This is a genomic window from Streptomyces sp. NPDC007917 (assembly GCF_042959105.1).
In the GTDB taxonomy this organism is placed as follows: domain Bacteria; phylum Actinomycetota; class Actinomycetes; order Streptomycetales; family Streptomycetaceae; genus Streptomyces.
Genome location: NZ_JBIBKK010000017.1, coordinates 63215 through 77568, shown reverse-complemented (window position 1 = coordinate 77568; position 14354 = coordinate 63215). Strand labels below are relative to the sequence as shown.

The following is a 14354-nucleotide window of genomic DNA, read 5'->3' as shown; positions in this document are numbered from 1 at the left end:
CCAATGAGCAAGATCTTCCGCGTGGCCGGGGCGGCCGCGACTGTCACGGCGCTGGCGGCCGGCCTCACCGCGTGCGGTGGCGACAGCCTGGAGAAGGAGAGCGAGGACTCGGTGGTGGTCGGATCCGCGACCTTCACCGAGTCGAAGATCCTGGCGGCGCTGTACGTGGGGCTGCTGGAGGACGCCGGCTATAAGACGTCGATCAAGACCCTGGATACCCGCGAACTGTACGCACCGGCTCTGGAGAAGGGCGAGATCGATGTCGTGCCGGAGTACGCGGCCACGATGGCCGAATATCTGAATAAGAAGAAGAACGGGCCGAATGCCAAGACCGTCGCCTCCTCCGAGGTCGACGCCACCGTGAAGGTGCTCCGGGAACTCGCCGAGCCCCGTGGACTGAAGGTGCTCGAGCCCGGCGAGGCCGTCGATCAGAACGCCTTCGCGGTGCGCAAGGACTTCGCTTCGGAGCACAACCTCAAGACACTCTCCGACCTCGGAAAGTCCAAGCAGAAGATCAAGTTGGCGGCGGGCGACGAATGCCCCAAGCGCCCCTTCTGTCAGCCCGGTCTGGAGAAGACGTACGGGATAGACATCACCGGCATCGACGCGCTGGATGTCGGCAGCGTCCAGGCCAAGCAGGCGGTCAAGGACGGCAAGGACCAGATGGTGCTGACCACGTCCACGGACGCCACCCTCGGCCAGTTCGGACTCGTCCTGCTGGAGGACGACAAGAACCTGCAGAACGCCGATAACGTCCTGCCCGTCGTGAATGCGAAGTCCGCGGGCTCGAAGAAGATCGCGAACGCGCTCAACAAGCTCAACAAGGTGCTGACCACCGCTGATCTCACCGAACTCAACAAGAAGGTGGATGCCGAGCGGCTCAAGGCGTCCGACGTCGCCGAGGACTACCTGAAGGAGAAGGGACTGGTGAAGGGCTAGTTCCGTGAAGGGCTGGTGAAGTGCCGGGCCGGGATGGGTATTACTGGGACCGGCCCGCACTTCGCGTGGCTATCGGCGGCGGATGCGCGGCGGTTCCACGGCGGACCCATGGCGGATCGACGGCGGATCGACGGCGGAACGAAGGCGGATCGGGCGCGGAATTTGGCGGGGCGGGGCCCCATGGGAGCCGCCCGCACGGTAAGTTTCGGCCCATGCCACGAGGACGCCACCGCCAATCCCCACCTCTGCACAGGCTACTTCCCCCTTTGTCGGTCGCAGCCGCGTCAATAGCGTGCGCCTCCGGTGCCTGGCTGGTCGGCGATACGGTCGTGATCCGTGGTCTCGCGGCGACCGCGGCAGCCGCCGCGGTCGTCGGCGCCGTCCTCATGCGCAATTGGGACCGCTCCGCCGGGCGGCGGGTCGCCGAGGTCGCGAGCGAGAGCGCGCGGCAGGAGCTCAAGTACGAGGACCGGATCGCCGAACTCGAAGCGGGCGCCGAGAAGGCCGCCGAGCTGCAGACCGCGCTCAACACCAAGCTGCGCGCCAAGCGGGCCGAACTGGCCCGGCTGCGCAACGAGCACGCCTCGCTGCTGCGCCGCTACGCCACGGCCGAGACGGAGCGGGCCAGGGCCCTGGAGGTCCGCCGCCGGCTGGCGCTGGAGGCCGCGGCCCCGGCCCCGGACCCGGCCAAGGAGCTGGAGCCCGAGCCGCCGGCCCTGGAGGCCCCGGCCTCCGAGGCCCCCGTGGCCGGTGCCCCGACCGCCGAGGCGTACGCGCGGGCCGATGAGGCGCTGCGTCATCTGGTGCGCAATGCGCGCAGGCAGCGCGAGGAGCGCGAGCAGGGCGAGCGGGCGGAGGGCGAGCGCTCGGAGGGCTCGGAGGGCGCGGAAGGCTCGAGCGGCGAGCGTACGGCAGACGACCGTACGGCAGACGACCGTGCGATAGCGGACCGTGCGGCAGAGGACCAGCGGCCCCACGCCCGTACGGCCGCCTCCGCCGTGGTGCCCTACGCCGCGGCGCGCCGGGCCGCCTCCCGCGCGGAGGGCGGCTTCGACTACTTCGGCACGCAGAAGAAGCAGCCCGCGAAGCGGCAGCCGGAGCCCGTCGAGCCCACCGCCGATGCGCCCGAGCCCGCCGAGAGCACCCGGCCCGCCGGGCGCCCCGAGGCGTCGGACGAGGACCTTGCCGACGTGATCGGCGCGGAGACGCTGGCGGAGGCCGGGAAGGGCGCCGTGGGCGAGGTCATCGACCTGACCGAGCACGACGAGACCGAGCACATCGAGATGCCCGAGCTGCGCAGCGCGATCTCGTAGGACCGCCGTACCCGCCGGTTACTCGTCGATTATTTGTCGATGTCGCCGACGACGAAGAAGAGCGAGCCGAGAATGGCCACCATGTCGGCGACCAGCGTGCCCGGCAGCAGCTCGGTCAGCGCCTGGATGTTGTTGTACGACGCCGACCGCAGCTTCAGCCGGTACGGCGTCTTCTCGCCCTTCGAGACGAGGTAGTAGCCGTTGAGGCCGAGCGGGTTCTCGGTCCAGGCGTAGGTGTGGCCCTCGGGCGCCTTGAGCACCTTGGGCAGCCGCTGGTTGATCGGCCCCGGCGGGAGCTCCGCGATCCGGTCCAGACAGGCGTCCGCGAGGTCCAGGGAGTTGTGGGTCTGCTCCAGCAGGCACTCGAAGCGCGCCAGGCAGTCGCCCTCCTCGCGGACGACGACCTTCAAGGTCTCCCGCAGCTCCCCGTACGCCAGGTACGGCTCGTCGCGCCGCAGGTCGAAGTCGACGCCCGAGGCGCGGGCGATGGGTCCGCTGACCCCGTAGGCGTGCACCGTCTCGCGCGCCAGCGCGCCCACCCCGCGGGTGCGCCCCCGGAAGATCTCGTTGCCGAGCACCAGCTGGTCGTACACGTCCATGCGCGAGCGGACCTCGGCCACCGCCTGGCGGGCCCGGCCGAGCCAGCCCGCCGGCAGGTCCTCCTTGAGGCCGCCGACCCGGTTGAACATGTAGTGCATCCGGCCGCCGGAGACCTCCTCCATGACGTGCTGCAGGTCCTCGCGCTCGCGGAACGCGTAGAAGATCGGGGTGATGCCGCCCAGCTCCAGGGGGTAGGACCCCAGGAACATCAGGTGGTTCAGCACCCGGTTCAGCTCGGCCAGCAGGGTGCGCGTCCACACGGCGCGCTCGGGCACCTCCATGCCGAGCATCCGCTCGACGGCGAGGACGACGCCCAGCTCGTTGGAGAAGGCGGAGAGCCAGTCGTGGCGGTTGGCGAGCATGATGATCTGGCGGTAGTCGCGCGCCTCGAACAGCTTCTCCGCGCCGCGGTGCATATACCCGATCACCGGCTCGGCGCTCTGGATGCGCTCCCCGTCCAGGACGAGGCGCAGCCGCAGCACGCCGTGGGTGGACGGGTGCTGCGGGCCGATGTTGAGCACCATGTCCGTGCTCTCGGCGGCACCGCCGATGCCGACTGTCGTCTCCGTCATGAGCCCAGTCTCTCAGCCGCCGTTCCTCGGCCCACCCGTCGCCCACCACCCTCAACGGAGGCGCTACGCGCCCTGGCCCGGATCGGCCTGCCCCGGCCCCAGCAGCCCGCCACACGCCGCGACCGTCGGCTGCAGCAGCCAGGTGAAGCCCCCGAGCCCCGCCGGGTCCAGCAGCTCCGCCGCCTCGCCCGCCCCGCTCAGCGCGCGTACGTACGCCGCCGGGTCGTCGGTGGCCAGCGCCAGCGGCGGCCGCCGCCCCTCGACGCCCAGGGCGCGCAGCGCGGCGCGCTGGGGGAGGGTGACGGGGGTGAGCGAGGGGTCCGGGGGTGAGGAGTCCGCCGCTCCCCGCAGTGCCGCCGCGCCCGCCGCCGCGCACGCGTCGATCGCCACATGGGAGGTCAGATCGCAGGAGCCGTCGGGCACGGGCCGCACCTCACGCCCCTCACGGAAGCCGGTCAGCGTCCCGAACGGGGGCCGCGCCCCGCGTTCGTGCGCGTAGTCCACGGCGACCGCGAGCCCCGACCGCAGGGTGCGCACCGCCTCTGCCCACGCCTCGTCCCGCGGCCGGCCGACCTCCGCCCGCAGCCCCGGCTCGTCCGCCGAGTCCCGCGCCGACGGCCACCAGCGCGCCAGCCAGTCCGCGTCCGCGCCGCCCACCGGCCCGCCCAGCCGTTCGGCGCCGTCCTCGGGGGCGACCAGGACCTGGCGCCAGGCGCCGTCCGCGTCGGTCTCCACCACGTCGACGGGGACGTTGTCGAGCCATTCGTTGGCGAAGAGAAGCCCGTCGAGCCCGCCGCGGCCGTCGTGCGGCAGCTCACCGAGGTCCCCGAGCCAGGTGATCCGCGGGTCGAGGCCGGGCGGGCGCGGCGCGCGCTCCACGGCGTACGGGCGCAGCCGCTCAACCAGCGACCCGTCCAGCGGCCCATCCCGCTCCCCGCCCAGCCGCTCGCCCTGCTTCCCACCCAGCCGTCCGCCCTGCTTCCCGCCCACCCACCCTGGGATCTCCGCCGCGCACGCCAGCACGCCGGTCAGCAGCTCTCCCCGCCCCGCGCCCATGTCCACCAAGGCCAGCTCGTCCGGGTGGCCGAGCGCCCGGTCCACCCGCGTCAGCAGCTCGGCGACCGCCGCCGCGTACCGGGGCGAGGCATGCACGGATGTACGGAAATGCCCGGCCGGTCCTTCCGTACGCCGGAAGAACCCTTCCGGTCCGTAGAGGGCGTATTCGGCGGCGTCACGCCACCCCAGCCATTCCCGTGTCTCGCTCGCCACACGCCTACGCTAAGCGGAGCGGTATCCACCTTGGGTCGTAGGGCGGCGGCTCACGGATCGCCCGTCCGGCTGACCCCCGGACGTATCCGCCATGCCTACGCTGGGTGACGTGCAGCGCCTCTACGATTTCCTCCGCAGGCACCCGACAGGGGTGGACAGCTTCTGGGCCGTCCTCCTCTTCGGCTTCTCGCTCCTGTGGATCGTCAAGGCGCATATGCACGAGGTGCCGCGCGCCGCGGCCGTGCCCATCGTCCTCGCGCTGTGCGCCGCCGTCGCGCTGCGCCGCCGCGCACCCGAGAAGATGCTGATCCTCGTCACCGCGTGCGGGGTGGCCCAGGTCGCGCTGAACGTCGACCAGAATCCCGCCGACTTCGCGATGCTGGTCGTCGTCTACACCGTGGCGGCCGAGGGGAAGCGCTGGGCGTCCCGCTTCGCTCTGGTCGCGGCCCTGGCCGCGCCGATCATCGCCACCCTCCGCTGGCCCGGCCCGGACCACCCGGGGTCGGCAGAACGGACGTGGTGGGGCGCCGCCATCGCCACGGTCTTCATGACCATCCCGTTCGTCCTGGCCTGGGTGCTCGGCGACTCCATCCGCACCCGCCGCGCCTACTACGCCCAGCTGGAGGAGCGCGCCGCGCGCCTGGAGAAGGAGCGCGAGGCGCAGGCCAAGGTGGCGGTCGCCGCCGAGCGGGCGCGGATCGCGCGCGAGCTGCACGACGTCGTCGCGCACAACGTGTCGGTGATGGTGGTCCAGGCCGACGGCGCCGCGTACGTCATGGACGCCGCCCCCGACCAGGCCCGGCAGGCCCTGGAGACGATCTCCGGCACCGGCCGTCAGGCGCTCGCCGAGATGCGGCGGCTGCTGGGCGTGCTGCGCTCGGGGGCGCCGAGCGACGACAGCGACTACGTCCCGCAGCCGGATGTGGAGCAGATAGACGACCTCGTGGAGCAGGTGCGCGGCGCCGGGCTGCCGGTGGACTTCAAGATCGTCGGCAGTCCGCGCCCGCTGCCCAGCGGCGTCGAGCTGACCGCCTACCGCATCGTGCAGGAAGCGCTCACCAACACCCGTAAGCACGGCGGCCCGGACGTCGGCGCCAGCGTGCGCCTGACCTACTTCGACGACGGGCTCGGCCTCCTCGTCGAGGACGACGGGCGGGGCGCGCGGCAGGAGATGTACGAGGACGGCGGCGCGGACGGCCAGGGGCACGGTCTGATCGGGATGCGGGAGCGGGTCGGCATGGTGGGCGGCACCCTCGACGCGGGCCCGCGGCCGGGCGGCGGCTTCCGCATCAGCGCGCTGCTGCCGCTCAAGCCGGCCGGCTGAGCGACGGCCTGCCGCACTGGCCTGCCGCACTGACCGGACGCGCGGCCGGTCAGCTCCGATCAGTAGTGTCACCACGCACACCGTGACCCGCTCGCTGAGGGAACGCTCACTGAGGGGCTGAGGGAAGGGACCCGACCGGATGCCGATCCGCGTCATGCTCGTCGACGACCAAGCGCTGCTGCGCACCGGCTTCCGGATGGTGCTCGCGGCCCAGCCCGACATGGAGGTCGTCGCCGAGGCGGGCGACGGCGCGGAGGCCCTGGAGGTGCTGCGCACCGCCGAGGTGGACGTCGTCCTCATGGACGTCCGGATGCCCAGGCTCGACGGGGTGGAGGCAACCCGCCGCATCTGCGCCCTGGAAGGCGCGCCCAAGGTGCTCATCCTGACCACCTTCGACCTCGACGAGTACGCCTTCTCGGCGCTCAAGGCCGGAGCGGGCGGCTTCATGCTCAAGGACGTGCCGCCCGGTGAACTGCTCGCCGCCATCCGCGCCGTGCACAGCGGCGACGCGGTCGTCGCCCCCAGCACCACCCGCCGGCTGCTGGACCGCTTCGCGCCGCTGCTGCCGGGCACGGCCGGCGGCGGGCCCGGCGGATCGGCCCACCCGGAGCTGGAGCGGCTGACCGACCGCGAGCGCGAGGTCATGCTGCTGGTCGCGCAGGGGCTGTCGAACGGCGAGATAGCGGCGCGCCTGGTGCTCTCCGAGGCGACCGTCAAGACGCATGTGGGCCGCATCCTCACCAAGCTGGAGCTGCGCGACCGGGTGCAGGTGGTGGTGATGGCGTACGAGTCGGGGCTGGTGCGCGCCCAGGGCCCGGGCGGCGGCTCCCGGCCGTAACCGCGTCCGCTATCTCAACACGCTCTCCAGGAAGTCGCTGCCCAGCCGCGCCACCGCCGACAGCTCCAGCTGATGCAGGACGTACCGGCCGCGGCGGCGGGTGGTCAGCAGCCCCGCTTTCTTCATGACGGCGATGTGGCGGGAGACCTCCGGCGGGGTGATGCCGCACCCGTCGGCCAGCTCGCCGGTGGTGTGCGGGCCGCGGGCCAGGGAGCGGCACAGGCGCATCCGCATCGGGTGGGCCAGCGCGTCCATCCGGCGCTGGACCAGCTCCAGCGCGGCGGGCGGCGGCAGCTCCGGGGCCGCGACCGGGTACTGGACCACCGGGCGCCGGCCGGGCGCGTACACCACGAGCAGATGCGGCCAGCCGAAGGCGGTCGGGATGAACGTGACCCCCCGGCCGGCGGCCGTCGTCTCGCCCCCGGCGAGCTTGTCCACGAGGATGCGCCGTGCACCGCCCTCGCCCGGCTGCACGGACAGCGCGGCCGAGGCCGCCGCCAGCGCCTCGTCGAGCCCCTTGCGCCGCAGCAGCTCCCCCTTGTGGCGGGCGTCGGCGGCCAGCTGGATGCGCACCCGCCGCCAGGTGTCCGCGAAGAACGCCCGGTCGCAGTCCTCCAGCAGACGGCGCAGCCAGATCCGCAGCCCGTCCGGGTCCTCCAGCATCCGGTCGACGAACGCGGCCTGCTTCGGCCCACGGGCCGCCGCCATCTCCCGCGCCCGCGCCCGCTCGCCCGCGTCGACCAGCGGCGACGGCACGGGCTGCCCGTACGAGGAGCAGGCGACCTCGAAGGCGGCGGCCACGAACGTCTCGTCGTCGATCCGGTCCAGCGCGTCCAGCTGCTCCGCGAGCGTCTCCCCGGGCTCGGCGGGCAGCAGCAGGTCGGAGCGGGAGGAGCGCCACAGGAAGTCCGCCTCGCAGAGCCGGTCGGCGAGGTCGCACTTGAGGCCCGTGGCCGTGGCGGTGGCCCAGCCGTGCAGCCCCGGGTGGTGGCCGGGCTCGGACAGCACGTGCAGCGCGGCGCCCAGCTCGGCGAGCGGGGAGGGGCTGAAGACGATGCGCTCGGGCGGCAGCCCGGTGATGTCGATGACGCTGACCATGGCTCCCATGGTGCCGTCCGCGCCGACGGCCTCCGGCGTCGTTTGACCGCGATCGTCAATCGAGGCGACCGGCGGCCGGGGGCGGGCGCAGCCTCGTGCCATGACCCTCACCGAGCAGTACGCACTGGACCTGTACCGCGCCGCCCAGCGCGGCGAACCCGCCCCGCCCGCGCCCCGCCCCGGCGACTGGCGCACCCTCCGCGAGCTGAGCCGGTACCGCGACGTCCGCGCGGCGGCCGAGGAGCGCCCGGCGCGCGGGGCGGCCCGGCGGGCCGTACGCGCCCGGCTGGCCGCCCTCTTCGCCCGCCCCCGCCGCCCGGCGCCGGGCGAGGCGGCGGCCGCCTCAGCCGACCGCCCGGCCGCAGCCTCAGCCGACCGCCCGGCCGCCCCGCGGAATCCGCTCCAGGAAGGCGGTGACCGCGGCCGCGACGTCGTCGGCCGTCCACTCCAGTGCGGATGAGGCGACCGTCACCTCGGTCATGGCCAGGCCCGGCGGCCCCGGCTCCCACCACCGGCCGAACAGCGTCGTCCTCGTCTCCTCCGCCAGCCGCAGCCCCGCCTCGTCCAGGTCACCGGCCGGATACGGCAGCCACACCTGGAACCGATGGGTGTGCGGCCGGTGCGGATGCACCCGCAACCAGGCCACCCCGGCGGCCGTGAACGCCTCGTCCAGCGCCCGCGCCACGACCTGGGCGTGCGCCACGTACGACGGCAGCCGGGGCAGCTCGCGGTCCAGTCCGGCCAGCGCGGCCAGCGCCGCGGGCCACTGCTGGAACAGCTGCCCGCCGTACCGGTGCCGCCACGCCTTCGCCTCCTCCACCAGCGCCGCGGGCCCGGCCAGCGCGGCCCCCGAAATGCCGTCCAGCGACTTGTAGAACGACACGTACACCGAGTCCGCGAGGGCGGCGATCTCCGACAGCTCACGCCCGAAGTGCGCGGTGCACTCCCACAGCCTCGCCCCGTCGAAGTGGACCACCGCCTCGCGCTCCCGCGCGGCCTCCACCACGGCGGTCAGCTCGTCCCAGGTGGGCAGCACAAAGCCCGCGTCGCGCAGCGGCAGCTCCAGGGCGAGCGTCCCGAAGGGCTCGTCCAGCTCCCGGACCTCGTCGGCCGTGGGCAGCCGCGGCTCGCTCGTCGGCCGCACCGCGCGCAGCCCGCTCACCGTCAGATAGGCGTCGCGCTCATGCACCTCCAGATGCGAGAGCGGATGCACGGCGACGGCCGGATTGCCGGTGCGCCCCGCCCAGCAGCGCAGCGCGATCTGCTGGGCCATGGTGCCGGTGGGGAAGAAGGCCGCGGCCTCCATGCCGAGCAGATCGGCGACCCGCCGCTCCAGCTCCTCAACGACCCCGTCCCCGTAGAAGTCCACCCAGTCGTCCAGGTCGTACACCCCGGCCGCGTCGGCCGTCAGCCGGGCCAGCCGCTCGCCGATCCGGTCCCCGACCGCGAGGTCGGTCAGCTTCCGCGTCGAGCCGCGCCACGCCGCGAGCCTGCGGGCCCGGGCGTCTTGCGGCCCCTCGGACCGTTCCGCTGCGTCTGCCATGGGCCGATCATGGCGTACCCGCGCTCAGCCGGACCACAGGGTTTCCACAGCCCTGGGGACAGGACCGGAGCATCTGGAAGCACTCGCGTAGCATGGCGGGGAATCGTCCGGTACCCCATGAGGACTGGAACGGAAGGCCGTCGTCGAGTGAACGCTCAACCACTTCCCGAGCCGCAGGACCGCCCTGCCCGGCTCACCGTCGGGGTCGTCGGCGCCGGTCGCGTCGGCCCCGCCCTCGCCGCCTCGCTGCGGCTCGCCGGGCACCGCCCCGTCGCCGCGTCCGGCGTCTCCGACGCCTCCGTGCGCCGGGCCGCCGCCCTGCTCCCCGAGGTCCCGGTCGTCCCGCCCGCCGAAGTGCTGGCGCGGGCCGAGCTGGTCCTGCTGACCGTCCCCGACGACGCGCTGCCGGACCTGGTCAGCGGCCTCGCCGAGACCGGTGCGGTGCGCCCCGGGCAGCTGCTCGTGCACACCTCCGGGCGGTACGGCACCTCCGTGCTCGACCCCGCCCTGCGCGCCGGGGCGCTGCCGCTCGCGCTGCACCCCGTCATGACCTTCACCGGCACCCCCGTCGACGTCCAGCGGCTCGCGGGCTGCTCCTTCGGGGTCACCGCCCCCGAAGAGCTGCGGATGGCGGCCGAGGCGCTGGTCATCGAGATGGGCGGCGAGCCCGAGTGGATCGCCGAGGAGGCCCGGCCGCTCTACCACGCCGCGCTCGCCATCGGCTCCAACCACCTGGTCACCCTGGTCGCCCAGGCCATGGACCTGCTGCGCGCCGCCGGGGTCGGGACCCCCGACCGGATGCTCGGCCCGCTGCTGGGCGCCGCCCTGGACAACGCGCTGCGCAGCGGCGACGCCGCGCTGACCGGCCCGGTCGCGCGCGGCGACGCCGGCACCGTCGCCGCCCATGTCGCCGAGCTGCACCACCACGCGCCCCAGGCGGTCCCCGGCTACCTCGCCATGGCCCGTACGACCGCGGACCGCGCGCTCGCCGCCGGGCTGCTCAAGCCCGAGCTGGCCGAGGACCTGCTGGGCGTCCTCTCGGACGTCTCCGACGTCCCCGGCCGGGGAGGGGCGGGATCATGAGCCCCAGGCTGTGGCACAAGGCCGCCCCCGGCGAGCCGGACGTGGAGCTTTTCACCAGCCGCGCCGACTTCGACGCCGCCCTGGCGCAGTTCGCCACCCCGGGGCGCGCCGCCGTCGTCATGACCATGGGCGCGCTCCACGAAGGACACGCCTCCCTCATACGCGCGGCGCGCGCCCGGGTCGGGGCCAAGGGCGTGGTGACGGTCACGGTCTTCGTCAACCCCCTGCAGTTCGGCGTGGGCGAGGACCTGGACCGCTATCCGCGCACGCTCGACGCCGACCTCGAGGTCGCGGCCGCCGCGGGCGCCGACATCGTCTTCGCCCCGCCGGTCGAGGAGGTGTACCGGGGCGGTGAGCCGTGGGTGCGGATGGCCGCGGGCCCCATGGGGGAGCGGTACGAGGGCGCCTCGCGGCCCGGGCACTTCGACGGGGTGCTCACGGTCGTGGCCAAGCTGCTCCACCTCACCCGCCCGGACATCGCCTTCTTCGGCGAGAAGGACGCCCAGCAGCTGGCCGTGATCCGCCGCATGGTGCTCGACCTGGACTTCCCCGTCGAGATCGTCGGCGTTCCGACGGTCAGGGAGGACGACGGCCTCGCGCTCTCCAGCCGTAACCGCTACCTGTCGCCGCAGGAGCGGGGCACCGCCCTGGCCCTGTCCCGCGCGCTGTTCGCGGGCCGTGACGCGGGCCGTGACACGGGCCGTGACGCGGGGCGGGACGCGGCGGCGGAGCACAGCGGCCCCCAGGCGGTCCGCTCCGCCGCGCGCGCGGTGCTCGACGAGGCGGCCTCCCTCCGGCCACCCCTCGCCCTCGACTATCTGGCGCTCGTCGACCCCTCGGACTTCACCGAGGTCCCCGACGACCACACCGGCGAGGCCGTCCTCGCCGTCGCCGCCAAGGTCGGCACCACGCGCCTGATAGACAACGTCCGCCTGTGGTTCGGAGCCGCGTGATGATCCAAGAGAAGAAGCCGGCAGCCGTCGGCGTGGCCCTGCGTGCCCCGGCCCCCGGCTGGGCCATCGAGGCCGACGTCGTGGTCGTCGGCTCCGGCGTCGCCGGCCTGACCGTCGCGCTGCGCTGCGCCGCCGCCGGGGCGAAGGTCACCGTCGTCACCAAGGCCCGTCTCGACGACGGCTCCACGCGCTGGGCCCAGGGCGGCATAGCGGCCGCCCTCGGCGAGGGCGACACCCCCGAGCAGCACCTCGACGACACCCTGGTCGCCGGCGCCGGGCTCTGCGACGAGACGGCCGTGCGCACCCTGGTCACCGAGGGCCCCGACGCCGTGCGCCGCCTGATCGGCACCGGAGCCCGGTTCGACGCCGACGACGAGACCGGCGAGATCCTGTTGGGCCGCGAGGGCGGCCACCACCGCCGCCGCATCGTGCACGCGGGCGGCGACGCGACGGGCGCGGAGGTCTCACGGGCCCTGGTGGAGGCGGTGCGCGCGGCCGGCATCGAGACCGTTGAGAACGCGCTGGTGCTCGACCTGCTCAAGGACGCCTCCGGCCGCGCGGCGGGCGTCACCCTGCACGTCATGGGCGAGGGCCAGCGGGACGGCGTCGGCGCGGTGCGCGCGGGCGCGGTCGTCCTCGCGACCGGCGGCATCGGGCAGGTGTTCTCCGCCACCACCAACCCCGCCGTCTCCACCGGCGACGGCGTGGCCCTCGCGCTGCGCGCCGGGGCGGAGGTCTCCGACCTGGAGTTCGTGCAGTTCCACCCCACGGTGCTGTGGCTCGGCCCGGAGGCGGAGGGGCAGCAGCCGCTGGTCTCGGAGGCGGTACGGGGCGAGGGCGCGTATCTCGTCGACGCCGACGGCGTCCGCTTCATGCGGGGGCAGCACGAGCTGGCCGAGCTCGCGCCCCGTGACATCGTGGCCAAGGGCATCCTGCGGCGCATGCTCGAGCAGGGCGCCGAGCACATGTACCTGGACGCCCGCCACTTCGGCGCGCGGATGTGGGAGCACCGCTTCCCCACCATCCTCGCCGCCTGCCGCGCCCACGGCATCGACCCCCTCACCGAGCCCATCCCGGTGGCGCCCGCCGCGCATCACGCGAGCGGCGGCGTACGCACCGACCTGAGCGGCCGCACCACGGTCCCCGGGCTGTACGCGTGCGGCGAGGTCGCCTGCACCGGCGTCCACGGCGCGAACCGGCTCGCGTCCAACTCCCTCCTGGAGGGCCTGGTCTTCGCGGAGCGCATCGCCGAGGACATCACCTCCGCCCCGGCCTCCCAGGCGCGGCAAGCCCCTGAGGCCGCCACCGGCGAGGGGCCGCTGCTGCCGCCCGAGGCCCGGTACACCATCCAGCGGATCATGACCGCCGGGGCCGGGGTGCTCCGGTCCGCCGAGAGCCTGGCCCGCGCCGCCGCCCAGCTGGAGCAGGTCCACGGCGAGGCCGCCGAGGAGCTGCGCCGCGACGGCAAGACCGCCGAGCCGGGGGTCGACACCTGGGAGGCGACCAACCTCCTCCTCGTGGCCCGCGTCCTGGTGGCCGCCGCCCTCCGCCGCGAGGAGACCCGCGGCTGCCACTGGCGCGAGGACCGCCCCGACCGGGACGACCCGGCCTGGCGCCGGCACCTGCTGGTCACCCTGCGCCCCGACGACACGCTGGACGTCCGTACGACGGACTCGGAGGCGTTCCCGGCGACCGGGGCCCTCCCCGGGTCCGACGCATTCCCCCCACTCACCACCCCCCGAACGAAGACGGAGTCCCACCCGTGAGCAGCACCCCCGACGACCGCCCACAGCCCGTGGCCCTCCCGCTGCTGCAGATCGGCCTCCCCGGCGGGGGCCCCGGCTGCGGTGACGCGTGCGGCTGTGGCGCCGACGACGAGGCGTACGACCTCGACCCGATGGAGTGCGGCCTGGACCCCGACCTCGCCCAGCTCCTGGCCGACGCCGGGCTCGACCCCGTCAAGGTCGAGGACATCGCGCACATGGCGATCGAGGAGGACCTCGACCACGGCGTGGACGTGACGACCGTGGCCACCATCCCCGAGGACGCCATGGCCACCGGCGACTTCACCGCCCGCGAGGCGGGCACCGTCGCCGGGCTGCGCGTCGCCGAGGCGGTGCTGTCCATCGTCTGCACCGACGAGTTCGAGGTCGAGCGGCATGTCGAGGACGGCGACCGGGTCGCCGCCGGGCAGAAGCTGCTCTCGGTCCGCACCCGCACCCGCGATCTGCTCACCGCCGAGCGCAGCGCGCTCAACCTGCTGTGCCGGCTGTCCGGTATCGCCACCGCGACCCGCGCCTGGGCGGACGCCCTGGAGGGCACCGGGGCGAAGGTCCGCGACACCCGCAAGACCACCCCGGGGCTGCGCGTGCTGGAGAAGTACGCGGTGCGCTGCGGCGGTGGCGTCAACCACCGTATGTCGCTGTCGGACGCGGCCCTGGTCAAGGACAACCACGTGGTCGCGGCGGGCGGCGTGGCGCAGGCCTTCAAGGCCGTGCGCGCCGAGTTCCCGGACGTGGACGTGGAGGTGGAGGTCGACACCCTGGACCAGATCCCGCCGGTGCTCGACGCGGGCGCGGACCTGATCCTGCTCGACAACTTCACCCTGGAGCAGACCCGGCAGGCCGTCGAGCTGGTCGCGGGCCGCGCCACCCTGGAGTCCTCGGGCCGCCTCACGCTCGCAGACGCGCGGGCGTACGGCGAGACGGGCGTCGACTATCTCGCGGTCGGCGCGCTCACCCACTCCTCCCCGATCCTCGACATCGGCCTGGACCTGCGCGAGGCCGGAGAAGAGGCCGAGGGCGGGGCCGAGGCGAACTGAC

The 14354-nt window shown here is 74.1% G+C and carries 13 protein-coding genes; 9 read left to right on the top strand and 4 right to left on the bottom strand.

The annotated features are described in order from the left end of the window. The first annotated feature begins 3 nt into the window (after positions 1 to 3). Both ACFZDL_RS30075 and ACFZDL_RS30070 read left to right on the top strand, forming a co-directional pair. Entirely contained in the window at positions 4 to 939 is a 936-nt protein-coding gene (locus ACFZDL_RS30075; protein ID WP_353590447.1) for an ABC transporter substrate-binding protein, read from the top strand. A gap of 329 nt (positions 940 to 1268) precedes the next feature. Beyond that, a complete protein-coding gene (locus ACFZDL_RS30070) occupies positions 1269 to 2252 on the top strand; it encodes a hypothetical protein (RefSeq protein ID WP_353590448.1) in 984 nt (327 codons plus the stop codon). Between the two features lie 29 nt (positions 2253 to 2281). Here ACFZDL_RS30070 and ACFZDL_RS30065 read toward each other — a convergent pair whose 3' ends face one another. Together ACFZDL_RS30065 and ACFZDL_RS30060 are read right to left on the bottom strand one after the other, a co-directional pair. Next, positions 2282 to 3424 carry an NADH-quinone oxidoreductase subunit D gene (locus ACFZDL_RS30065; protein WP_353590449.1) on the bottom strand — a complete coding sequence of 381 codons (1143 nt, stop codon included), beginning with the start codon at positions 3422 to 3424 and terminating at the stop codon, positions 2282 to 2284. 63 nt (positions 3425 to 3487) lie between these two features. Then, positions 3488 to 4693: an SAM-dependent methyltransferase gene (locus ACFZDL_RS30060; RefSeq protein WP_353590450.1), complete on the bottom strand. Its 1206-nt coding sequence runs from the start codon at positions 4691 to 4693 to the stop codon at positions 3488 to 3490. A 109-nt stretch (positions 4694 to 4802) separates the two neighbouring features. On the opposite strand from ACFZDL_RS30060, the gene ACFZDL_RS30055 reads away from it, so the two are divergent. Both ACFZDL_RS30055 and ACFZDL_RS30050 read left to right on the top strand, forming a co-directional pair. Beyond that, positions 4803 to 6017: a sensor histidine kinase gene (locus tag ACFZDL_RS30055; protein ID WP_353590451.1), complete on the top strand. Its 1215-nt coding sequence runs from the start codon at positions 4803 to 4805 to the stop codon at positions 6015 to 6017. Positions 6018 to 6156: 139 nt separating this feature from the next. Next, positions 6157 to 6855: a response regulator transcription factor gene (locus tag ACFZDL_RS30050; protein WP_353590452.1), complete on the top strand. Its 699-nt coding sequence runs from the start codon at positions 6157 to 6159 to the stop codon at positions 6853 to 6855. 9 nt (positions 6856 to 6864) lie between these two features. Here ACFZDL_RS30050 and ACFZDL_RS30045 read toward each other — a convergent pair whose 3' ends face one another. Continuing rightward, the gene (locus ACFZDL_RS30045; protein WP_353590453.1) at positions 6865 to 7953 is read right to left on the bottom strand and encodes a DUF5937 family protein; all 1089 of its coding nucleotides are present in this window, start codon (positions 7951 to 7953) and stop codon (positions 6865 to 6867) included. Positions 7954 to 8053: 100 nt separating this feature from the next. Between ACFZDL_RS30045 and ACFZDL_RS30040 the strand changes: the two genes are divergently transcribed. Then, a complete protein-coding gene (locus tag ACFZDL_RS30040; protein WP_391192936.1) occupies positions 8054 to 8413 on the top strand; it encodes a hypothetical protein in 360 nt (119 codons plus the stop codon). On the opposite strand, the gene ACFZDL_RS30035 is transcribed toward ACFZDL_RS30040, so the two are convergent. Next, positions 8321 to 9496, bottom strand: a complete 1176-nt coding sequence (locus tag ACFZDL_RS30035) for a beta-eliminating lyase-related protein (RefSeq protein ID WP_353597189.1) — start codon at positions 9494 to 9496, stop codon at positions 8321 to 8323. The two genes, ACFZDL_RS30040 and ACFZDL_RS30035, sit on opposite strands and share 93 nt — an antisense overlap. A 147-nt stretch (positions 9497 to 9643) precedes the next feature. On the opposite strand from ACFZDL_RS30035, the gene ACFZDL_RS30030 reads away from it, so the two are divergent. The 4 genes from ACFZDL_RS30030 to nadC are packed head-to-tail and all read left to right on the top strand — an operon-like array spanning position 9644 to position 14353. Further along, positions 9644 to 10579, top strand: coding sequence for a DUF2520 domain-containing protein (locus ACFZDL_RS30030; RefSeq protein ID WP_353597188.1), 936 nt, complete (start codon positions 9644 to 9646; stop codon positions 10577 to 10579). After that, on the top strand, positions 10576 to 11532 hold the full coding sequence (panC, locus tag ACFZDL_RS30025; RefSeq protein ID WP_353597187.1) for a pantoate--beta-alanine ligase: 957 nt from the start codon (positions 10576 to 10578) through the stop codon (positions 11530 to 11532). The genes ACFZDL_RS30030 and panC overlap by 4 nt, the downstream gene beginning before the upstream one ends. Further along, positions 11532 to 13298: an L-aspartate oxidase gene (locus ACFZDL_RS30020; protein ID WP_353597186.1), complete on the top strand. Its 1767-nt coding sequence runs from the start codon at positions 11532 to 11534 to the stop codon at positions 13296 to 13298. Before panC ends, ACFZDL_RS30020 begins: the two co-directional genes overlap by 1 nt. Further along, complete coding sequence (nadC, locus tag ACFZDL_RS30015) at positions 13295 to 14353, top strand: carboxylating nicotinate-nucleotide diphosphorylase (RefSeq protein ID WP_353597185.1); 1059 nt, start codon at positions 13295 to 13297, stop codon at positions 14351 to 14353. Before ACFZDL_RS30020 ends, nadC begins: the two co-directional genes overlap by 4 nt. Position 14354 lies beyond the last annotated feature (1 nt).